The 20,324-nt window shown below is 73.4% G+C and carries 13 protein-coding genes; 9 read left to right on the top strand and 4 right to left on the bottom strand.

Annotated features, from left to right (window positions below):
* The 4 genes from rhaI to C6W10_RS15715 all read left to right on the top strand — a co-directional run bounded on the left by rhaI (position 1) and on the right by C6W10_RS15715 (position 7,091).
* Positions 1-1,164: an L-rhamnose isomerase gene (gene rhaI / locus C6W10_RS15730; protein WP_107258733.1), complete on the top strand. Its 1,164-nt coding sequence runs from the start codon at positions 1-3 to the stop codon at positions 1,162-1,164.
* Complete coding sequence (locus C6W10_RS15725) at positions 1,161-3,230, top strand: bifunctional aldolase/short-chain dehydrogenase (protein ID WP_234361768.1); 2,070 nt, start codon at positions 1,161-1,163, stop codon at positions 3,228-3,230. Before rhaI ends, C6W10_RS15725 begins: the two co-directional genes overlap by 4 nt.
* Before the next feature lie 36 nt (positions 3,231-3,266).
* Positions 3,267-4,748 (top strand): rhamnulokinase family protein, encoded by a 1,482-nt coding sequence (locus C6W10_RS15720; RefSeq protein ID WP_107258731.1) that lies wholly within the window; start codon positions 3,267-3,269, stop codon positions 4,746-4,748.
* Positions 4,749-4,892: 144 nt separating this feature from the next.
* Entirely contained in the window at positions 4,893-7,091 is a 2,199-nt protein-coding gene (locus C6W10_RS15715) for an acyltransferase family protein (RefSeq protein WP_107258730.1), read from the top strand.
* 58 nt (positions 7,092-7,149) lie between these two features.
* Here C6W10_RS15715 and C6W10_RS15710 read toward each other — a convergent pair whose 3' ends face one another.
* Positions 7,150-7,584 (bottom strand): VOC family protein, encoded by a 435-nt coding sequence (locus C6W10_RS15710; protein ID WP_107263973.1) that lies wholly within the window; start codon positions 7,582-7,584, stop codon positions 7,150-7,152.
* Positions 7,585-7,589: 5 nt separating this feature from the next.
* Positions 7,590-8,165: a DinB family protein gene (locus tag C6W10_RS15705; protein ID WP_107258729.1), complete on the bottom strand. Its 576-nt coding sequence runs from the start codon at positions 8,163-8,165 to the stop codon at positions 7,590-7,592.
* Positions 8,166-8,227: 62 nt separating this feature from the next.
* Here C6W10_RS15705 and C6W10_RS15700 point away from each other — a divergent pair, with 62 nt between their 5' ends.
* From C6W10_RS15700 to C6W10_RS15680, 4 genes are all read left to right on the top strand, one after another.
* Complete coding sequence (locus C6W10_RS15700; protein ID WP_107258728.1) at positions 8,228-9,199, top strand: YafY family protein; 972 nt, start codon at positions 8,228-8,230, stop codon at positions 9,197-9,199.
* A 421-nt stretch (positions 9,200-9,620) separates the two neighbouring features.
* On the top strand, positions 9,621-10,667 hold the full coding sequence (locus tag C6W10_RS15690; protein ID WP_159104596.1) for an IniB N-terminal domain-containing protein: 1,047 nt from the start codon (positions 9,621-9,623) through the stop codon (positions 10,665-10,667).
* Between the two features lie 295 nt (positions 10,668-10,962).
* Complete coding sequence (locus tag C6W10_RS15685; RefSeq protein WP_107258725.1) at positions 10,963-12,870, top strand: polysaccharide lyase family protein; 1,908 nt, start codon at positions 10,963-10,965, stop codon at positions 12,868-12,870.
* A gap of 1 nt (position 12,871) precedes the next feature.
* Entirely contained in the window at positions 12,872-14,242 is a 1,371-nt protein-coding gene (locus tag C6W10_RS15680; protein WP_107258724.1) for an alpha-L-fucosidase, read from the top strand.
* 176 nt (positions 14,243-14,418) lie between these two features.
* On the opposite strand, the gene C6W10_RS15675 is transcribed toward C6W10_RS15680, so the two are convergent.
* Complete coding sequence (locus C6W10_RS15675) at positions 14,419-15,717, bottom strand: ABC transporter substrate-binding protein (protein ID WP_159079563.1); 1,299 nt, start codon at positions 15,715-15,717, stop codon at positions 14,419-14,421.
* Positions 15,718-16,175: 458 nt separating this feature from the next.
* Here C6W10_RS15675 and C6W10_RS15670 point away from each other — a divergent pair, with 458 nt between their 5' ends.
* The gene (locus tag C6W10_RS15670) at positions 16,176-19,139 is read left to right on the top strand and encodes a M36 family metallopeptidase (protein WP_234361767.1); all 2,964 of its coding nucleotides are present in this window, start codon (positions 16,176-16,178) and stop codon (positions 19,137-19,139) included.
* A gap of 102 nt (positions 19,140-19,241) precedes the next feature.
* On the opposite strand, the gene C6W10_RS15665 is transcribed toward C6W10_RS15670, so the two are convergent.
* On the bottom strand, positions 19,242-20,192 hold the full coding sequence (locus C6W10_RS15665; RefSeq protein ID WP_159104595.1) for a hypothetical protein: 951 nt from the start codon (positions 20,190-20,192) through the stop codon (positions 19,242-19,244).
* Positions 20,193-20,324 lie beyond the last annotated feature (132 nt).

Below are 20,324 nucleotides of genomic sequence, written 5' to 3'. Positions count from 1 at the left end.
ATGACCGAGACCGACGTCCGGGCGGCGCTGCGCGCGCAACGGATCGAGGTGCCCTCCTGGGCGTACGGCAACTCGGGCACCCGGTTCAAGGTGTTCAGCCAGCCCGGGGTGCCGCGCAACCCGGAGGAGAAGATCGCCGACGCGGCGCAGGTGCACGCCTTCACCGGAGTCGCCCCGGTGGTCTCGCTGCACATCCCCTGGGACCGGGTCGACGACTTCGGCAAGCTCGCGTCCTACGCGGCGGAGCGCGGGGTGCGGATCGGCACCATCAACAGCAACGTCTTCCAGGACGACGACTACCGGCTGGGCAGCGTCACCAACCCCGACCCGCGAATCCGGCGCAAGGCCCTCGGCCACCTGCTGGAGTGCATCGACATCATGGACGTCACCGGCTCACGCGACCTGAAGCTGTGGTTCTCCGACGGGACCAACTATCCCGGCCAGGACGACATCCGGGCCCGGCAGGACCGGCTCGCCGAGGCGCTGCACGCCACCTACGAGCGGCTCGGGCCGCAGCAGCGGATGCTGCTGGAGTACAAGTTCTTCGAGCCGGCCTTCTATCTGACCGACGTACCGGACTGGGGCACCGCGTACGCGCACTGCGTCAAGCTCGGCGAGCGGGCCCAGGTGGTGATCGACACCGGCCACCACGCCCCGGGCACCAACATCGAGTTCATCGTCGCCTTCCTGCTCCGGGAGGGGAAGCTCGGCGCCTTCGACTTCAACTCGCGCTTCTACGCCGACGACGACCTGATGGTCGGCGCGGCCGACCCGTTCCAGCTCTTCCGGATCATGCACGAGATCGTCCGGGCCGACGCGCTGCGGGCCGACTCCGGCGTCAACTTCATGCTCGACCAGTGCCACAACATCGAACCGAAGATCCCGGCGCAGATCCGCTCGGTGATGAACGTCCAGGAGGCGACCGCCAAGGCGCTGCTGGTCGACGCCGAGGCGCTGGCCGCCGCGCAGGCCGCCGGGGACGTGCTCGGCGCCAACGGGGTGCTGATGGACGCCTACAACACCGACGTACGGCCGCTGCTGGCGGAGGTACGCCAGGAGATGGGCCTCGACCCGGACCCGATGGCCGCGTACGCCCGCTCCGGTTACGCCGAGCGGATCGCCGCCGAGCGGGTCGGCGGCCAGCAGGCTGGCTGGGGGGCATGAGCATGGGCACCGCACCGACCAATCCGGAGGTCGCCGCGCTGCTGGGCCGGGGCCACCGGCTCGGCGCCGACCGGCGCAACACCAACTACGGCGGCGGCAACACCTCGGCCAAGGCGACCGGATCGGACCCGGTCACCGGCGGCCCAGTCGAACTGCTCTGGGTCAAGGGCTCCGGCGGGGACATCGGCACGCTGACCGAGGCGGGGCTGGCGGTGCTCCGGCTGGACCGGCTCCGCTCCCTGGTCGACGTCTATCCGGGGGTGGACCGCGAGGACGAGATGGTCGGCGCCTTCGACTACTGCCTGCACGGCCGGGGCGGCGCGGCACCGTCGATCGACACCGCGATGCACGGCCTGGTCGACGCCGCGCACGTCGACCACCTGCACCCGGACGCCGGGATCGCGCTGGCCACCGCCGCCGACGGGCCGGAGCTGACCCGCCGCTGCTTCGGCGACCGGGTGCTCTGGGTGCCGTGGCGCCGGCCCGGCTTCCAGCTCGGCCTGGACATCGCCGCGATCGCCCGGGACAACCCGCAGGCGATCGGTGTGATCCTCGGCGGGCACGGGATCACCGCCTGGGGCGCCACCAGCGACGAGTGCGAGGCCCGGTCGCTGGAGATCATCGAGACCGCGACCCGGTTCCTCGCCGAACACGGCCGGGCGGAGCCGTTCGGCGCGGTGCTGCCCGGGTACGCGGCACTGCCGGCCGAGCAGCGACGGGAGCGGGCCGCCGCGCTCGCCCCGACGCTGCGCGGGCTGGCCAGCACCGACAGCCGGCAGCAGGGGCACTTCCAGGTCGGACACTTCACCGACGACGAGGCGGTGCTCGACTTCCTCTCCCGGGCCGAGCACCCGAGGCTGGCCGCGCTCGGCACCTCCTGCCCGGACCACTTCCTGCGGACCAAGGTCCGGCCACTGGTACTGGACCTTCCGCCGGACGCGCCGCTGCCGGACGTACTGGCCCGGCTGCGGGAGCTGCACGAGGAGTACCGGAAGGACTACCGGGCCTACTACGAGCGCTACGCCGAGCCGGACTCCCCGCCCATCCGGGGCGCCGACCCGGCGATCGTGCTGGTACCCGGGGTCGGGATGTTCAGCTTCGGCCGGGACAAGCAGACCGCCCGGGTGGCCGCCGAGTACTACCTCAACGCGATCAACGTGATGCGCGGCGCCGAGGCGGTCTCCCGGTACGCCCCGATCGACGAGGCGGAGAAGTTCCGGATCGAGTACTGGCAGCTCGAAGAGGCGAAGCTGCGCCGGATGCCGAAGCCGAAGGCGCTGGCCGGCCGGATCGCGCTGGTCACCGGCGGCGGCTCCGGGATCGGCGCGGCGATCGCCCGGCGGCTCGCCGCCGAGGGTGCCTGCGTGGTGGTGGCCGACCGCAACCTGGAGGGCGCGGCGTCGGTGGCGGCGGAGATCGGCGGTGCCGACCGGGCGGTCGCGGTGTCGGTGGACGTCACCGAGGCGGCCGGCATCGACGGGGCCTTCGCCGAGGCAGCGCTCGCCTTCGGCGGGGTCGACCTGGTGGTCAACAACGCCGGGCTCTCCATCTCGAAGCCACTGCTGGAGACGACCGAGGCGGACTGGGACGTCCAGCACGACGTGATGGCGAAGGGTTCCTTCCTGGTCTCCCGGGCCGCCGCCCGGCTCATGCTCGACCAGGGGCTGGGCGGGGACATCGTCTACGTCTCCAGCAAGAACTCGGTCTTCGCCGGGCCGAACAACATCGCGTACAGCGCGGCGAAGGCGGACCAGGCGCACCAGGTACGCCTGCTCGCCGCCGAGCTGGGCGAGCACGGCATCCGGGTCAACGGGGTCAACCCGGACGGCGTGGTACGCGGCTCCGGCATCTTCGCCAGCGGCTGGGGCGCCCAGCGCGCCGCCGTGTACGGGGTACCGGAGGAGGAACTCGGCGCCTACTACGCCCGGCGTACCCTGCTGAAGCGGGAGGTGCTGCCGGAGCACGTCGCCAATGCGGTCTTCGCGCTGACCGGGGGCGAGCTGTCGCAGACCACCGGACTGCACGTACCGGTCGACTCCGGCGTGGCCGCCGCGTTCCTTCGATGAGCACGGCGTTCCTTCGATGAGCACGGCGTTCCTCCGATGACCGGCTCGACCGCCGTCGCGGCCGTCGACCTCGGCGCCGCCAGCGGCCGGGTGATGCTCGCCGAGGTCGCCGCCGACGGGGTGACCCTGACCGAGGTGCACCGGTTCGACAACGGGCCGGTGCGGCTCCTCGACACGCTGCACTGGGACGTCCCCCGGCTCTACGCCGAGATGTTGACCGGGCTGCGGGCGGCGCTGCACCGCCGGCCCGACCTGTCCAGCGTCGGCATCGACTCGTGGGCGGTGGACTACGGGCTGCTGGATGCCACCGGCGCGCTGGTCGGCAACCCGGTGCACTACCGGGACCGGCGTACCGACGGGGTGCCGGAGCGGGTGGTCGCGGCGCTCGGCGCCGACTATCTCTACCGGACGACGGGGCTGCAACTGCTGCCGTTCAACACGCTGTTCCAGCTCAGCGCCGAACTCGGCACCCCGGCCCTGGACCGGGCGCAGACGATGCTGCTGATCCCGGACCTGCTCGGCTACTGGCTGACCGGCGTCGCCGGGAGCGAGGTGACCAACGCCTCGACGACGCAACTGCTGGACGTGCGTACCCGGGAATGGTCCACCGACCTGATCGCCCGGGCCGGGTTGCCGGCCCGGCTGTTCGGGCCACTGCGCCAGCCCGGTGACCGGGTCGGCGAGCTGCGGCCGGAGGTCCGGGAGGCGGTCGGGACCGACCGGCCGGTGCCGGTGACCGCGGTCGGCTCGCACGACACCGCGTCGGCGGTGGCGGCGGTACCCGCCGAGAACGACCGGTTCGGCTACATCTCCTGCGGCACCTGGTCGCTGGTCGGCGTCGAGCTGCCGGCGCCGGTGCTGACCGAGCGGAGTCGGGCGGCGAACTTCACCAACGAGGCGGGGGTGGACGGGACGGTCCGCTACCTGCGCAACGTGATGGGGCTCTGGCTGCTCCAGGAGTCGCTGCGGGTCTGGCGGTCGCAGGGGCTGGCCGACGACCTGACCGAGTTGCTCGCCGCCGCCGCCCGGGCGCCGTCGCTGGCCGCCGTGGTCGACCCGGACGATCCGGTCTTCCTGCCGCCGGGCGACATGCCGGCCCGGATCGCCCAGGCGTGCGAGCGGCGCGGCGAGCCGGTACCGCAGGGCCCGGCCGCGCTGACCCGGTGCATCCTGGACAGTCTGGCCCTGGCCCACCGGGTCGCGCTGCGCCAGGCGCGTGAGTTGTCCGGTCGGGACGTGGACGTGGTGCACGTGGTCGGTGGCGGCGCCCGCAACGAGCTGCTCTGCCAGCTCACCGCCGACGCCTGTGGACTGCCGGTGGTGGCCGGGCCGGTGGAGGCGACCGCGCTGGGCAACGCGCTGGTGCAGGCCCGGGCGCTGGGCGTACTCGACGGCGGGCTGGCGGAGCTGCGGGCGCTGCTGCGGCGTACCGGATCGACCCGGACCTACCGGCCGCGGCCCGGCGGCGAGGCGGCCTGGCGGGCGGCGGCGGAGCGGGCCGGGCTGGCCGACGGGTAGCCGCTGTCCTCCCCCGCCCGGCGGTGGTCGCCGGGTTTCCCGCCGGTCGTGAGCGCCGCTCGCAAGCCACAAAACACGCCTATCACGGTATTTATCTGTTAAGAAGGGGCTAACTGGACAGACGACCGGACCGGAGGTTGGCAGATGGTGACGCAGGCGCGGCCACGATCCGGGACGGACGTCGCCGGCCGACCCGGGCACCGGGCGGACCTCACCGGCCTGCGCGCCCTGGCGGTCGGGTCGCTGCTGCTCGGCGCCGCCGGAATCGGCGCCGTACCGGGCGGTTTCGTCGGCGTTGACATCCTGCTGGTGGTCTCCGGCTTCCTGGTCACCGCTGCCCTGCTCGGCACCTGGCGGCGTACCGGACGGATCGACCTGGTCGGCTTCTTCGCCCGGCGGGCCCGGCGGGCGCTGCCGGCCGGCACGCTGGTGCTCGCCGCGTCGCTGCCGCTGGCCCTGATCCTGCTGCCCCGGGAGCGCTGGTCGGCGGCAGGTTGGGACGTGCTCGCCGGTGCCGGGCACCTGCTGAACTGGCGGCTCGCCGCACAGCACGCCCAGGCGGTCGTCCCGGACGCCGACGCCAGCCTGCTCGCCCACCTCTGGGTGGTCGCGGTCGCCGCGCAGTTCGTGCTGCTCTGGTCGCTGCTGGTGGCCGGCGTCGCGGCCTGGACCGCACACCGGGGCGGGCGGCCCCGCGTCCGCCCGCTGCTGATCGCCGCCGGCCTGCTCGGGCTCGGTTCGTTCGCCTGGTCGGTCTGGTACACCGCCGCCGAGCCGGGGCCGGCCTTCCTGGTCACCACCACCCGGGGCTGGGAGCCGGCGCTCGGCGCCGCGCTCGCCCTGCTCGGGACCCGGCTGGCCGGACTCCCCCGGCGCCTCGGCACCCTGCTCGGCTGGGCCGGCCTGGCCGCCGTCGCGGTCGCCGTGCTCACCCTGCGGCCGGGTCCGGGCTTTCCCGGGCTGCTGGCCCTGCTGCCCGCGCTGGGCACGGCCGCGATCATCGCCGGCGGCACGATCGGCCGCCCGGCCGGCGCCCCGGGTACCGGCGACGCACCGGATACCCCCGGGACGGTGGCAGGGTCCGGCGGGGCGTACCGGGTGTTGGGCGCTCGGCCGTTGCGGGCGCTGGGCGCCGTCAGCTATCCGCTCCACCTCTGGCACTGGCCACTGCTGGCCGGCGCGCACGCCCGGTTCGGCGACCTCCGGCCGGCCGTCGACCTCGGCCTGCTCGGCGGGGCGGTCCTGCTCGCCGTCCTCACCCACCGGTACGTCGAGATCCCGGCCCGGGCCGGCGCCCTGGACCGCTGGTCGCCCGGGCAGGTACTCCGGGTCGGCACGCTGCTCCCCGCCGCCGGGGTACTCGCCGGGCTGCTCTTCCAGCTCACCGTCTGGCCGCCCGAGCAGCCGGCCCCGGCACCGGCCGCCAGACCGGTGTCGGCGCTGCCCAGCGCGGCCCCACCGGCGGCGCCGGGTGCCGCCGCGCTGGGCCGGTCACCCCGGACCAGCCGGGCCGGCGTCCCGGTCGACCGGGTCCGGTCGATCACCCCGGACCCGGCCGACGCCCGCGACGACCTGCCCGACGTCTACCGGCACAACTGCTTCCCGCCGGTCTCCAGCAGTCTCGCCCGGTCCTGCGTCTACGGCGACCGGGACGCCGAGTTCACCGTCGCGCTGGCCGGCGACAGCCACGCCGCGAGCTGGGTACCGGCGCTCCAGGCGGTCGCGGCGGCGAAGGGCTGGCGGCTGGTCACGTACCTCAAGCCGAGCTGCCCGTTCCTCCGGCTGGAGGCGATGACCGGGCAGCCGCCGCAGCGGGAGGCCTGCGCCGAGTGGTACCGCAACGTCCGGGCCGCGCTCACCGGCGCGGAGCGGCCCGACCTGCTGCTTACCACGAGTTCCCGGTACCAGCCGATGGCCGGCGGCCGGGGGCTGAACGGCAAGCCGGCACACGACGCGCTGGTGGCCGGCATGCGGCGGACCTGGTCTGACCTGGTCTCGGCCCGGGTGCCCACGGTGGTGCTCCGGGGCACCCCGATCCTCGCCAGCGACAGCGCGAAGTGCGTCGCGGCGAACCCGCGCCGGCTGAAGCGGTGCGCGGCGGACCGGGAGGTCGCGCTGGCGACCAGCGCCGGGGCCGCGCAACTCGCGGCACTGGACGACCTGCCCCGGGTCGGCCTGATCGACCTGACCACGGCGATCTGCCCCGGGCGGCGCTGCGCCCCGGTGATCGGCGGCGTGCTGGTCTACCGGGACAACCAGCACCTCACCGCCAGCTACGCCGCCACGCTCGCGCCCCGGCTGCGCAGCGCGCTCGATCGGATCCTCGCGCCGCCCGCCTCCTGACCCGGTCGGGCGTCCGCCTCCCGACCGGCGGGCGTCCGGTGCGGGCGAGTCCGGACGGCTAGCGGGAGACGCAGAACTCGTTTCCCTCCGGGTCGGCCAGGGTGACCCAGGTGAAGGGGCCCTGCCGCCCGTCGTGCAGGAACGTCGCGCCGCGCGCCACCAGCGCCTCGACCACCGGTGCGAGATCGTCGGCACCGGTACGGACGTCGAGGTGCATCCGGTTCTTCACCGTCTTCGGCTCCGGAACGAGCTGGAACAGCACCCGGGGCGCCCGCCCCTCCCCCTCGGGGTGCCGGATCGCCGCCCCGGCCTTCCAGACCAGCACACCGTGGTGGAGCCGGGTGTCGTCCTCGGTGGCGTGCCCCTGCTCGACCATCCGGCGGATGAACGCCTCGTCGGAGGGCTCCACCTGCCAGCCGAGCGTCTCGGCCCACCAGTCGGCGAGCACGTGCGGGTCGGCACTGTCCTGGGTCACCTGGAACTCGTACGCCATCGCGGTCACCTCCGGGCCCGGTAGAGGTCACGGAGCAGACTGATCTCGGCACCGTGGTGGATGGTCTCGCGGTTGATGTGCAGCACCAGTGTGGCCAGCGGGAGTTCCGCGTACGGGCCCTCGGCCGGGCCGCACGGCCGGGCCAGCCCCGCCGGGTCGAGTCCGCGTACCCCGTCCCGCCAGGTGGCGTACGCCGCGTCGAGCTGGCGCAGCGCCCCGGCGGCGGTGCCGGCGTAGTCGAAACTGTCGTAGTCGACGGGCGGCCCGCCGAAGTGCGCCGCGCTGCGCCGTCCGAGGACTCCGACGACGATGTGCGCCAGCCGCCACGCGATCGTGGTGACCGGCGGCGGCGTCGGCTCCGGCAGCGCGTACTCGATGACGTAGCTGCCGGCGCCGTGCGCCGTGTCGGCGGCGACCCGGTCGCGCGGGCGTACCCCCCAGGTGCCGTCGACCGGTTCCCAGTGGTACTCGTCGTCGGTGAGCCCGTCGAGCCGGGGTCGTAGCTGGTGCTGCCAGTGCCAGTCGAGCTGGTCGAGCAGTTGCCCGGTCCAGTCGATCTCCGTGTCGTCGCGGGTGTCCATGCCTGGCACGCTAGCCCCAATTGCGGACAGGATCGTTCCTGGTTTGCTGACAGACTCGGGAAATGCTCGACACCTCGGCACGGCTGCTGCGGCTGCTCGCCATCCTGCAGACCCGGGCCGAGTGGACTGGTCCGGAACTGGCGGAACGGCTGGGCGTGACGGTGCGTACCCTGCGCCGGGACATGGCCCGGCTGCGCGACCTCGGCTATCCGGTCCGGGCCACCCCGGGGGTCGCCGGTGGCTACCGGCTCGGCGCGGGGTCGACCCTGCCGCCGCTGCTGCTCGACGACGACGAGGCGGTGGCGGTCGTGCTGAGCCTGCGTACCGCGGCCAGCCAGAGCGTGACCGGGATCGCCGAGACCTCGCTGCGCGCGCTGACCAAGCTGGAACGGATCCTGCCGGCCCGGCTACGCCAGCGCACCGCCGCGCTGCGGCTGACCACCGTCCCGCTGGCCGGCGGGGCGCCCACCGTCGACCCGGACCTGCTGACCGTGATCGCCGAGGCGTGCCAGAACCTGCACCGGCTCACCTTCGACTACCGCAGCCGCGACGGGACGGCCAGCATTCGCCGGGTCGAGCCGCACCGGCTGGTGCAGACCGGCCAGCGCTGGTATCTGGTGGCCCGGGACACCGACCGGGACGCCTGGCGTACGTTCCGGGCGGACCGGATCGGCGAACTGCGCTCGACGGGTACGCGGTTCACGCCGCACGACCCGCCCGACCCGGCGACCTTCGTCGCGGACTCGGTCGGTGCGGCGCCGTACCGGTACCGCGCCCGGGTGCTGGTGCACGCGCCGGCCGCCGAGGTCGCCGAGCGGGTCCCGCCGACCGCCGGGCTGGTGGAGGCGGTGGACCAGCAGAGTTGCCTGCTGCGCACCGGAGCGGACTCGCTCGGCTTCCTGGCGCTGCACCTCGCCCTGCTCGGCCCCGAGTTCACCGTGCTCGAACCCGCCGAACTGGCCGACGAACTCGGCCGGCTGGCCGGACGGCTGGATCGGGCCCGGGGCCGGTCCGGGTCGGACCGTCCGGAGTAGCGCCCCCGGCACCCATCTCCACCGGCTGGTCCGGAACTCTCCACCGGCTGGTGCGGAACGAATTTCCGCCGGACCTGTCGGCGGCCCGCGCCGCACGGTCCGCAACTGCGCGCCGCGCCGCCGTCGACCCCGGGGCGCCCGGGCCGGTGCCCGACTCCGCCGGGGGCGACCGGGATGAACTGGCCGGATCCGTCGGCCCGACGACCTCCCCGGATCGGTGACCGGGCCGGCGGTCGGGGCGGTCGGCCACGCCAGCCCCTATGCCCCTAACCGGGGGTGGGGTCTCGGACCTAACCGGTGGGGGCGAGAACCGGGGATCGTCCCCGATGTCCGGTACGTCGGCAACGCCGTACCGTCGGCGCCAGGTCTGGAACGACATGCCCAGATCATCCCGCCCAAACCTTCTGAGGAGATCGTCACCGTGGAATCGGCACCGACCGTGGAGACCCCCGCTCCGGCTCCGGCCCCCGCCCCGGCCCCCGCCCCCGAGGCGACTCCCGCCGTGGAGAGCACCCAGACCCTGCACGAGTTCGTGGTCAACCTGCTCACCGACGTGGACCTGCGTGCGGCGTACGAGCTGGACCCGACCGGCACGCTGGAGAGCGTCGGGCTCTGCGACGTGGTCCCGGGCGATGTCACGGACGTCATCCCGCTGGTCGTCGACACCGTACCGCTGCAGGGCCTGACCGACCTCGGCGCGGTGGAGAGCCTGGGCCTCGGCTCGCTCAGCCTCAGCCCGACCAGCGTCGTCGGCCAGGTGCAGACCGTGGCCAACCAGTTCACCGCCGGGGTCTACACCACCGCCGCCGACGTCAACGTGGCCGGCCTGGGCTCCGTCAGCGTGGACCCGAACGGCCTGGAGGTCGGCGTCGGCTCCGCCCTGCCGGTGCTGGGCCTGGACAGCGGCCTGAACGTGGACCTGTCCGGCGTGCACGACCTGGCCGACACCCTCGACTCGACGGTGCTGGGCGCCGCGGGTGGGGTCGACACCGTCGACGGCGTGCTCGGCACCGCCGACTTCGCCGCGACCACCGTGACCTCGACCGTCGCCGGCACCACCGGCCTGGTCGGCTCCGGCGACCTGGGCAGCGTGACGGACCTGACCAACATCACCGACCTGGGCAACGTGGCCGACCTCGGCACCATCACCGACCTGGGCAACGTCGCCGACCTGGGCAACGTCGCCGACCTCGGCAACGTGGCCGACCTGGGCAACGTCGCCGACCTGGACGGCACCGTGGACAGCGTCACCGGCACGGTCGGCGGGGTCACCGGCACCGTCGACGGGACGCTCGGCAGCGTCGGCCTGGACGGCGTCACCGACACCGTCGGCGGGGTGACCGACCTGACCGGGAGCGTCGGGGTCACCGGGGCCGTCGACGGCACCCTGGGCAGCGTGACCGGGCTGGTCGGCGGCGCCGCCGACCTCGGTGGCACCACCGACCTGCTCACCGACGGCGTCCTCTGAGCCGTACCCGCACGAAGACGGCGGTGCCCGGACCAGAAAGCGGCTGGTCCGGGCACCGCCTTCGGCTTTCTACTCCACGGGGTCCACCGGCGACACCCGACACCCTTGACATCGGATGTCTGAGCAAGCTGTCTTGACAGGCGTCGCGGTACCGCAATAGCGTCGTACCTCGATTGATTCGTTTCAACCACGGGTGGCGACGGGGTCTCGCCGGCACGAACCGCCGTACCGGTCGGCTCCTGCGTCCAGACATCGTGGACAGACATCCGATGCTCCTGGTCGGGGAGGAGACGACGTGCTCGCACGCAGGGACTTCCATCGGATCAGCGCCGCGACCGCCCTCGGCGCCGGGGTCGGCGCCGGAACCGGCGGCACGGCCATCGGCGCGGCCCGGGGCGAGGCGCCGCCGAACTGCGAGGTCGTCGAGACCGACACCGAGATCGTCGTCGACAACGGCCCGGTCCGGATCGCCGTCAGCAAGACCAGCGCCAGCCGGCTGACCTCGCTGCGACTGCACGGCCAGGAGTTGCTCGGCGCCGGCGGCCGAGGCAACTACGACATGAACAACGCGATGGAGGGCGATCCGCTGCCGCTGCCGCCGACGCAGAACACGTACGAGATCCGGCGCGGGGACGACTTCGTCGACATCGCCTTCCGGTACAGCCCGACCAACGGCGGCCCGTTCTGGCTGGAGCGGCACCACATCGTCCGGGCCGGTGAGCCCGGCATCCACCTGGCCACCGTCTTCCAGCACCCGCCGGAGCTGCACGGCTTCCGCTCCGACCAGCACCGGTACGTCTGCTATCTGGACCCGGAGCTGTTCACCCACGTCTCCGTCGAGGACGACCCGATCGGGCAGCCGTGGCGGGCCGGGGCAGCCCGGATGCCCACCCCGGCGGAACTGGCCGCCGCTCCCGTGGTGATGGACGCGACGCACGACCTCGCCGGCCTCGGCTCGGCCTATCCCCGGCGCTACTACACCAAGTACGACTGGGCCACCTATCTCAAGGATCACGTGGTGCACGGCCTCTACGGCAACGGGTACGGGATCTGGGCGGTCCAGCCGAACCGGGAGGCGTTCTGCGGCGGGCCGGTCCGGCAGGACCTGACCCTGCACCAGACCACCAGCCGGCCGGTGTTGCTGGTCGAGCCGCAGGCGACGCATTACGGTTCGCCACCGGTACGGGTGGCCGCCGGCCAGGCGTGGGAGAAGACGTACGGGCCGTACTTCGTCCACCTGAGCAGGGGCGACGACCCGGCCCGGATGCGTGCCGAGGCGCTGCGGTACGCCAGCTTCGACGCCCACCGGGACCTCTACGACCGGGTGGCGCTGCCGGGCTGGACGCCGAGCGCGCGGCGCTGCACCGTGCACGGCCGGATCCGACTCGACGGCGAGCCGCACCTGCGGGGCGCGGTGGCGATGCTTTCCGACAACCGGCTGGACTTCCAGCGCACCGCGCTCGGCTACGCGTACTGGACGGAGGTGAACCCGGGCGGCGTGTTCCGGCTGCCCGACGTGCGGCCCGGGACGTACCGGCTCACCGTCTACCGGCCCGGCACCTGGGGCGAGTACGTCCGCGACGACGTGACGGTGCCGGCCGGCGGCCGGATCGACCTCGGCGAGCTGCGCTGGGAGCCGCCCCGCAACGGCCGGACGGTCTTCCAGCTCGGCAACCCGGACCGCACCTCGGCGGAGTTCCGGCGCGGCGACGAGTTCCGGCAGTGGGGTACGGCGCGGTTCTTCAAGGCCGACTTCCCGGACGGGGTGGTCTACACCGTCGGGCGCAGCGGGAACGACGACTGGAACTATCTCCAGTTCCAGCGGGTCGACGGGGAACCGGTGCCGCCGTGGCGGATCCGTTTCGACCTCGACCGCCCGGTGCGGCCGGGCGCGACCGCCACGCTGACCGTCGCGCTCGCCGCCTGGGCGATGGACACCGCCCGGGACGTACCGCCGCTGCCGAGCAACCTGACCATCGGGGTGAACGACCTGCGGCTGGTCTGGACCTTCGCGCCGGACGACGCCCGGGGCGCCACCTACCGCAGCGCCTGCGGCGGCCGGCACTACCGGCGGGAGTTCCGGTTCGACGCGGCCGCGCTGCGCCGGACCGGCAACGAGATCACCCTGGCGATCAACGAGGGGACCCCGCCGGAGCTGGGCAACGAGGCGGCGTACGACGCGATCCGGCTGGAGATCGACTGACGTGCGGCCGGAGCGGGAGACCCCGGCCTGGTACCGGGACGCCAAGTTCGGCATCATGATCCACTGGGGCCTCTACTCCGTCCCCGGCTGGGCGCCACTGGACGACGAGGTGGTGCGGCTGCTCGGCGCCGGCCGGACCGCCCCGGAGGACTCCAGCCCGGACGACTCCACCCGGGACGGCTCCGCCGACGCGGTACGGCGTTCCGATCCGCTCGCCCGGCACTCCTACGCCGAGTGGTACCAGAACACCTACCTGCTGGACGGCCCGACCCGGGCGTACCACCGGCGGGTGTACGGCGACCGGCCGTACGCCGACTTCCGCACCGAGTTCGTCGCGGCGGTCCGGGACTGGGATCCGGTGCCCTGGGCCGACCTCTGCGCGGCGGCCGGCGCCCGGTACGTCGTACCGACCAGCAAGCACCACGACGGTTACCTGCTCTGGCCCTCCGCACACCCCAACCCGCACCTGCCGGGGTGGCAGACCGGGCGGGACGTGCTCGGCGAACTCGGCACGGCGGTGCGCGACCGGGGACTGCGCTACGGCCTCTACTACTCCGGCGGGCTGGACTGGACCTTCGGCAACCTGCCGATCCGCCGGATGGCCGACGTGGCGGCGAGCGTCCCCGACTCCCCCGGCTACGCCCGGTACGTGGATGCGCACTGGCGCGAGCTGATCGACCGGTACCGGCCGAGCGTGCTCTGGAACGACATCGGCTATCCGTCGGCCGGTGACGCCGACGGGCTGGTCGCGGCGTACTACGCGGCGGTACCGGACGGGGTGGTCAACGACCGCTTCTCCCGGGACGGCGCCGACGTGCGCACCCCGGAGTACGGCATCCGGTCGGAGATCGATCCGGAGCCCTGGGAGACGGTCCGGGCGCTCGGGCTCTCGTTCGGCTGGAACCGGCAAGAGACGGCCGAGCACCTGCTCTCCGCCACCGAGCTGGTGCACCTGCTCTCCGACGTGGTGAGCCGGAACGGCAACCTGTTGCTCGGGATCACCCCGGACGACCGGGGCGTCGTGCCGGCCGCGCAGCGCAGGGTGCTGCACGAGGTGGGGCGGTGGCTGGCCGACCACGGCGAGGCGATCTACGGCACCCGGCCCTGGCCCGTGCCGGCGGCGGTGACCAGCAGCGGGGTACCGGTCCGGTTCACCCGACGCGACGACGTCGGCTATCTCATCGTGCTCGGCGACCCGGGGCCCGAGTTCGGCGTACCCGGGCTGTCGTTGCCGCCCGGAGCGCGACTCCGGGTGGTCGGCCGGGCGGCGGCGGAGCCGGGGGTGACCGCCGGCCCGGACGGCCCGGTGCTGGCGGTCGGCCCGCTGCCGCCGGCCCCGGCGCACGTGTTCGCGGTGCGGCCCGCTTCCTGACCCCCGGGAGCGGTCGGCGGGCCGTGGTCACCGGAGACGCCCGGGCGGCCGGCCGGATGGCCGGGTCGGCGGCCCGGGTCCCCCGCGCTCCCCCGCCGCCAGGGGTGGCCGGAGATGCGAGAAGTGCCCCCGTCCCGGCCGGGACGGGGGCACCTCTCGTGGCTGTCGCGGGGTCGTCAGCCGAGTTGGCTCTTGGCCTCGTCGATGACCCGCTTGGCACCCTCGGCGACCGGGATCCGGCCGAAGATGACCTCGTCGTAGATCCGCTGGAACTCGGCCTTCACCGCGCCGCCGCCCTTGGGCTGCGGCGGCGGGGTCGGCAGCAGCTTGTCGACGACCGACTGCTCGAACTCGTAGACCATCTTGTCGTTCGGGGCGAGGCTCGGGGCGATCGCGTCCCGGACCTTGGCATTGGCCGGCATGCCCCGGGAGACCGCCAGCACCTTGCCGGCCTCGACGTCGTTGACCAGGAAGTCGACCAGCATGGCCGCCTCCTTCGGGTGCTCGCTGCGCTGCGCCACGCTGTAGGCCATGGACATCGCCGCGATCATCCCCCGCTTCGGGGTGTCGCTCGGCATCGGCGCGATAGCCAGCGGCGCGCCGTACGCGCTGACCATGCCGGTGAAGCCGGAGTCGTAGTTGACCTCGGCGGTGACACCCTTCTTGATCAGCGAGGAGTTCGTGATCGAGCCGTCGAGCTGGGTGGTCAGCGCCGGAGGCGCCAGCGCGCCGACCGAGCGCATCTGGCCGGTCATCGTCCAGAACTCGGTCAGCTCCGCCTCGGTGAAGCCGAGCTTGCCGTCGTCGGTGTAGATGGCCTTGTCCCGCTGGCGCAGCCAGATGTCGAACCAGTCGATGGCGAAGCCGAAGTCGCCGAAGCCGGCCACCTTGCCGCCGCTGGACTGGCTCAGCTTCTGCCCGGCGGCCTGCATGTCCGCCCAGGTCCACTCGGGGGTCGGCGCGGCCACGCCGGCCTTCTGCCAGAGCGCCGGGTCGTAGACCACACCCTGGGTGTTCTGGGCGATCGGGATCGCGTACGTCGCGTCGCCGACCTTGCCGGCCGGCAGCAGCGTCTTGGTGATGTCGCCGACCTTCAGGGTGTCGTCCTCGATGTACTCGGTGAGGTCGCGCAGCGCGTTGCGGTCGGCGTACTCCCGCAGGTAGGCGCGGTCCATCTGCACCACGTCCGGCGCGTCGCCACCGGCGATCTGGGTGGAGAGCTTCTGGAAGTACGCGTCGAAGGCACCGAACGAGGTGTTCACCTTGATGTTCGGGTATTTCTTCTCGAACAGGTCGATGGCCTGCTCGGTCACCTTGGCCCGGTCTTCGTTGCCCCACCAGGTGAAGTCGAGGGTGACCGGGCCGTCCGAGGCGTCGTCACCACCACCACAGGCGGCCAGCGGCAGGACGAGCAGGGCCGCCGCGGCGAGGGATGCGGCCCTCGCGGCTCGGCGGACCCGTCGGGTGTGCACCATGGACATTCTCCTTCCCAAGGGCGACCGGCGGCGGTGGTGCGGTACGTCGGGGCAGGAAACCGCTTGCCTGAGCGGGCGCAGGGATGCCTGGGCGGGCAGCGGTGAATCCTCCCTCTCGACGTGGGCCGGGTCGCGGGGGCGGTAGTTGCGGTGGCAGGTCGTGCGGTACGGCAATGAAACGATCCAACAGATCCGGACGCTAGGTGTGACGCGGGCCGCTTGTCAAGAGACACCGCCGCGACGAAGACCGGCCGGACCTGCGAGAACGCCGGAAAACGGACCGGCCGCGCCGAACCGTTATACGAACGGGACCTAGCCCCCTGCCCGGTACCCGACCGATCCTTGCTTCCCCCCGCACGCGCTGATATCCACGTATCTACACCTGCCCATGATCCAACTCTCGTACCGTGGGCCGGCCTGACCGGTCGGCCTCGTCGTACCTCGTCAAGGAGGACCCCTTGCCACATGCCCGGTGGAGATCAACAATCTGGACCGGTCGGCGCGGGCTGCCCGCGCTGATGGCGGCCGTGCTGGCCGCCGCCCTGCTGCCCGGCGCCACCACCGCCAACGCGACACCCGCCCACGACCCCGGCGGTCAGGTCCAACCGGCAGAGCACCCCGAGTCGTACGGCGGCAGCCACGCCCACCGGGACCTGGACAACCGGGCCGGCTCGGCCGCCCCGAACGCCCGGCAGCGCGGCCTGGCCAACCAGGTCGCCGGTGCGGTCCGGTGGAACGCGCTGGGCACCCCGCACGCGCTGACCGCCACCGACGGTCCGCTCGCCACCGGGCTGGACGCCGACCCGGAGACGGCCGCACGGCAGTACCTGACCCGCAACAGCGAACTCTTCGGCCTGGACGCCTCGGCCGTGGCCAGCCTGGAGAAGCTGCTGGTCCGGCGGATCGGCACCGGTGCCGTGGTGACCCTGCGGCAGCGCTTCGGCGACCTGCCCGCCGGCTACGACGGGCTGGTCAGCATCGCCGTCACCGGCGGCAACGTGATCAACGTCAGCTCCTCGCTCTCCCGGCACACCGGCACCCCCCAGCCGGTCACCGTCACCGCCGACCAGGCGTACGCGGTCGCGCTCGCCGACGCCGGCCTCACCGCCGACCAGGTGGCCAGCCGGGACATCCGGCAGGTCGCCGTGCCGATGCCGGACGCCGCGCCCCGGGCCGCCTGGGAGGTCACCCTGATCTCCGACCGCACCGACCACCCGACCGCGTTCACCACCTTCGTCGACGCCGAGCGGAGCAGCGTGCTGGTCCGGGAGGACCTGGTCGACTTCGACTCCGACAACCCGAAGTGGGCCGTCTTCCCGGCCACCCCGCCGAGCCGGACCGGTCCGGGCCGGGACTCCCGGGTGCTCTGGTGCCTGACCGTGGAACGCGGCTGCGAGCGGCCGGTCCGGGACCCGAACAGCGGGCAGGCCTGGGACGTCGACCTGACCACCGGGCAGCCGACCCACACCGCCCGGGGCAACTCGGCCAACACCGTGGTCTCCTGGGGCGGCGACACCCCCGCCGTACCGCTGACCGAGAGCCCGACCCGGGACTACGTCTATCCGTTCACCGACCCGTGGAAGACCTCGAAGTGCGACCCGGCCGTCTTCGCGGCCGCGCACCGCAACGACGCCGACGCGGCGATCGCGAACCTCTTCGCCATGCACAACCGGATGCACGACTGGACCTACCGGCTCGGCTTCGACGAGGCGGCCTGGAACCTCCAGGCGGTCAACCTCACCGCCGACGGCCTCGGCGGCGACGCCGAGCAGGGCCGCGCCCAGCAGGGCGCCCGCAGCGGCAACCGGAACAACGCCAACCAGAACAGCCCGCGCGACGGCCTCCCGCCGACCACCAACATGTACCTGTGGCAGCCCGCCGCCGGTGGCCCGTACCCGCCCTGCGTGGACGGCGACTACGACATGACGGTGATCGGGCACGAGTACATGCACGCGGTCACCAACCGGATGATCGCCGGCCCGAACAGCGGCATCAGCGGCCACCAGGGCGGTGCGATGGGCGAGTCCTGGGGTGACCTGATGGGCTCGGAGTACCTCTTCCAGCACAACCTGCGGGCACCGGGCGAGACGCCCTTCATCACCGGCGGCTACGTCACCGGCAACACCGTCAGCGGCATCCGCAACCACGACTTCAGCCGCAGCCCGCTGAACTACTCCGACGTCGGCTACAACACGGCCGGCCCGGCGGTGCACGCCGACGGCGAGATCTGGAGCGCCACCAACTTCCGGGTCCGCGCCGCCCTGCTCAGGCGGTACGGCCAGGGCACGCCGGCAAAGCAGCTCGACTGCGCGATCGGTCGGGTGGCGGTGGAGAAGTGCCCCGGCAACCGGCGCTGGACGCAGCTCGTCTTCGACTCGTACCTGCTCCAGGCGGCCAGCTCGGTCAGCATGCTGGACATGCGGGACAACCTGCTCGCCGCGGACCAGCTCCGGTTCGGCGGGGCCAACCAGGACATCATCTGGGACGCCTTCGCCGTCTCCGGGATGGGTCGGGACGCCGCCACCAACGGCTCCGCCGACACCGACCCGACCCCGAGCTTCGCCTCACCGCACGCCCGCAACGTCACCGTGCGGCTCAAGGCCGACGGCGAGAGCACGGGTGCACCGATCCGGCTCTACCTCGGCGCGTACGAGGCCCGGGCCGTCCCGGTCGCGGACACCGACCCGGCCACCCCGCTGCCGGACACCTTCGAGGTGATCGCCGGCACGAAGTTCTCGTTCCTGGCCGTCGCACCGGGCTTCGGGCAAAGCCGGTTCAGCCGGGAGTTCAGGTCCGGGTGGGGCCGGCACGGCGACCGGCCGGTCACCCTGGAACTGGAGCTGGACCGCAACCTCGCCTCGGCCGCCTCCGGCGCGACCGTGGCCGGGGACGGGGTCAATGCCGACAAGCTGGTCGACGACACCGAGGCGACCAACTGGGCCTCCCTGGACGGGGTCGCCGGCCGGCAGGTCACCGTCGACCTCGCCGGGGACCGGCCGCAGACGGTACGCAGGGTGAACGTCAGCGCCTACCTGCGGCCGACCAACGCCGCCGACCCGGCCGACCCGGGCAGCCAGAACGCCCTGTCGGCACTGCGCTCCTTCGCCGTACTCGCCTGCGACGCCAGCCGGGTCGACTGCACCGTGGACGCCAACTACCGGAAGGTGTACACCAGCCGGCCGGACGCGTTCCCGGGCGGGAAGTACCGGGCGTACTCGCGGGACCTCAACCTGCGTACCTTCGACATCCCGCGCACCGTCGCCACGCACCTGCGGATCCAGGTGCTGCACAGCCAGTGCACCGGCGGCCCGGAGTACGCCGGTGAGCAGGACAACGACCCGGCGACCAGCACCGACTGCGGCACCTCCAGCCCGGCCCGCAGCCAGGTTCGGATCGCCGAGTTCCAGGCGTTCGGCAGGTAGCCGCGGGGAGCAGGCAACGGCCCCGTCCGATCCCGGTCAGGATCGGGCGGGGCCGCTTTCCGTGCTCGGTCGGGTGACCGTCGGTTCACGTCCTCGGTCGGGTCACCAGTCGGGGTAGTGGTGGGCGGCGCCGGAGCGTCGGCGTACCGCCTCCCGGTGGCCCCGCCGGGCGGCGGCCGGACGGCCCCGCCGCGCCGGTGCGGGGATCGGCGCCGCCTCGGCGAACCGATCCCGGGAGCGCAGCCGGAGCAGCAGGCCGGCGCCGAGGAAGAGCAGCAGGGCGCCGACCGCGAAGCCGACCTCGGTCAGCCCGGTCCCGCCCCGGCCGGCGGTGGCACTGGCCTCGCCGCCGCCCGCGCCGCCCTCGTCCGACCCGGCGGCCCCGTCCGGCCCCTCGGCGAGTACCGGGGAGTCGCCCTCCACCGACTCGGTCGGCTCCGGCTCGACCGGCTCGGTCGGGCTCGGCGCCGCCTCGGTCGGAGTGGGCCGGTTCCGCTCCGGCGTGGCGGGTGCGGTCGCACGCCGTCGCGGCGGCCCGCCCCGCTCGCTGACCACCTCGCGGGTGGCGCTGGTCCGGTCGAGCAGCCGGGACTGGGCGTCGAACGCCTCGACCGTGAGTTCGATCCGCCCGTCCGTGACCGCCTCGTCGACGGCGAGCCGGTACTGGGCGGTGACCGTCCGGTTCCGGCACAGCGTGCCCGGGTCCAGGTCCCGGTCGGTGATCCGGGCCGCGCCGCCCTCGCCCCGGACGTCGGTCGGGACCACCCCGGGCTCCTCGATCCGGTCGATCCCGATCTGGTCCAGCCGCAGCCCGTCCGCGCGCAGCACCAGTGACCAGCGGACCTTGCGGCAGTCGCCGTCGAGGGTGGTGGAGACCACCGCGGTGACGGTCTCGGCACCGGCGCCGGCCACGAACTGGCCGGGCAGCTGGGTCAGTGCGGTGTCGAAGCCGGGAGCCGCGTCGGCCGGCGCGGCCGGCAGCATCGCCCAGCCCGCCGTCGCACAGACCAGCGTGGACCCGAACCGGGTCGCGAGCCGCCACACCGTAACCACCACCCATTCCGCGCCGATTACGTACGGATCGACGCTATGGCCACCGGTGGAGGCGCGGAAGAGTGGCGTATCAGCACCATTCAGTAATGAAGAGGGCACTTTTGACGCGCAGTGCTGAACCGGTTACCACCG

Origin of the sequence: Plantactinospora sp. BB1 (assembly GCF_003030385.1) — a bacterium.
Classification (GTDB): domain Bacteria; phylum Actinomycetota; class Actinomycetes; order Mycobacteriales; family Micromonosporaceae; genus Plantactinospora.
Note: the sequence above shows the minus strand (reverse complement) of the source record. Positions and strands in the feature narration are given on the sequence as shown.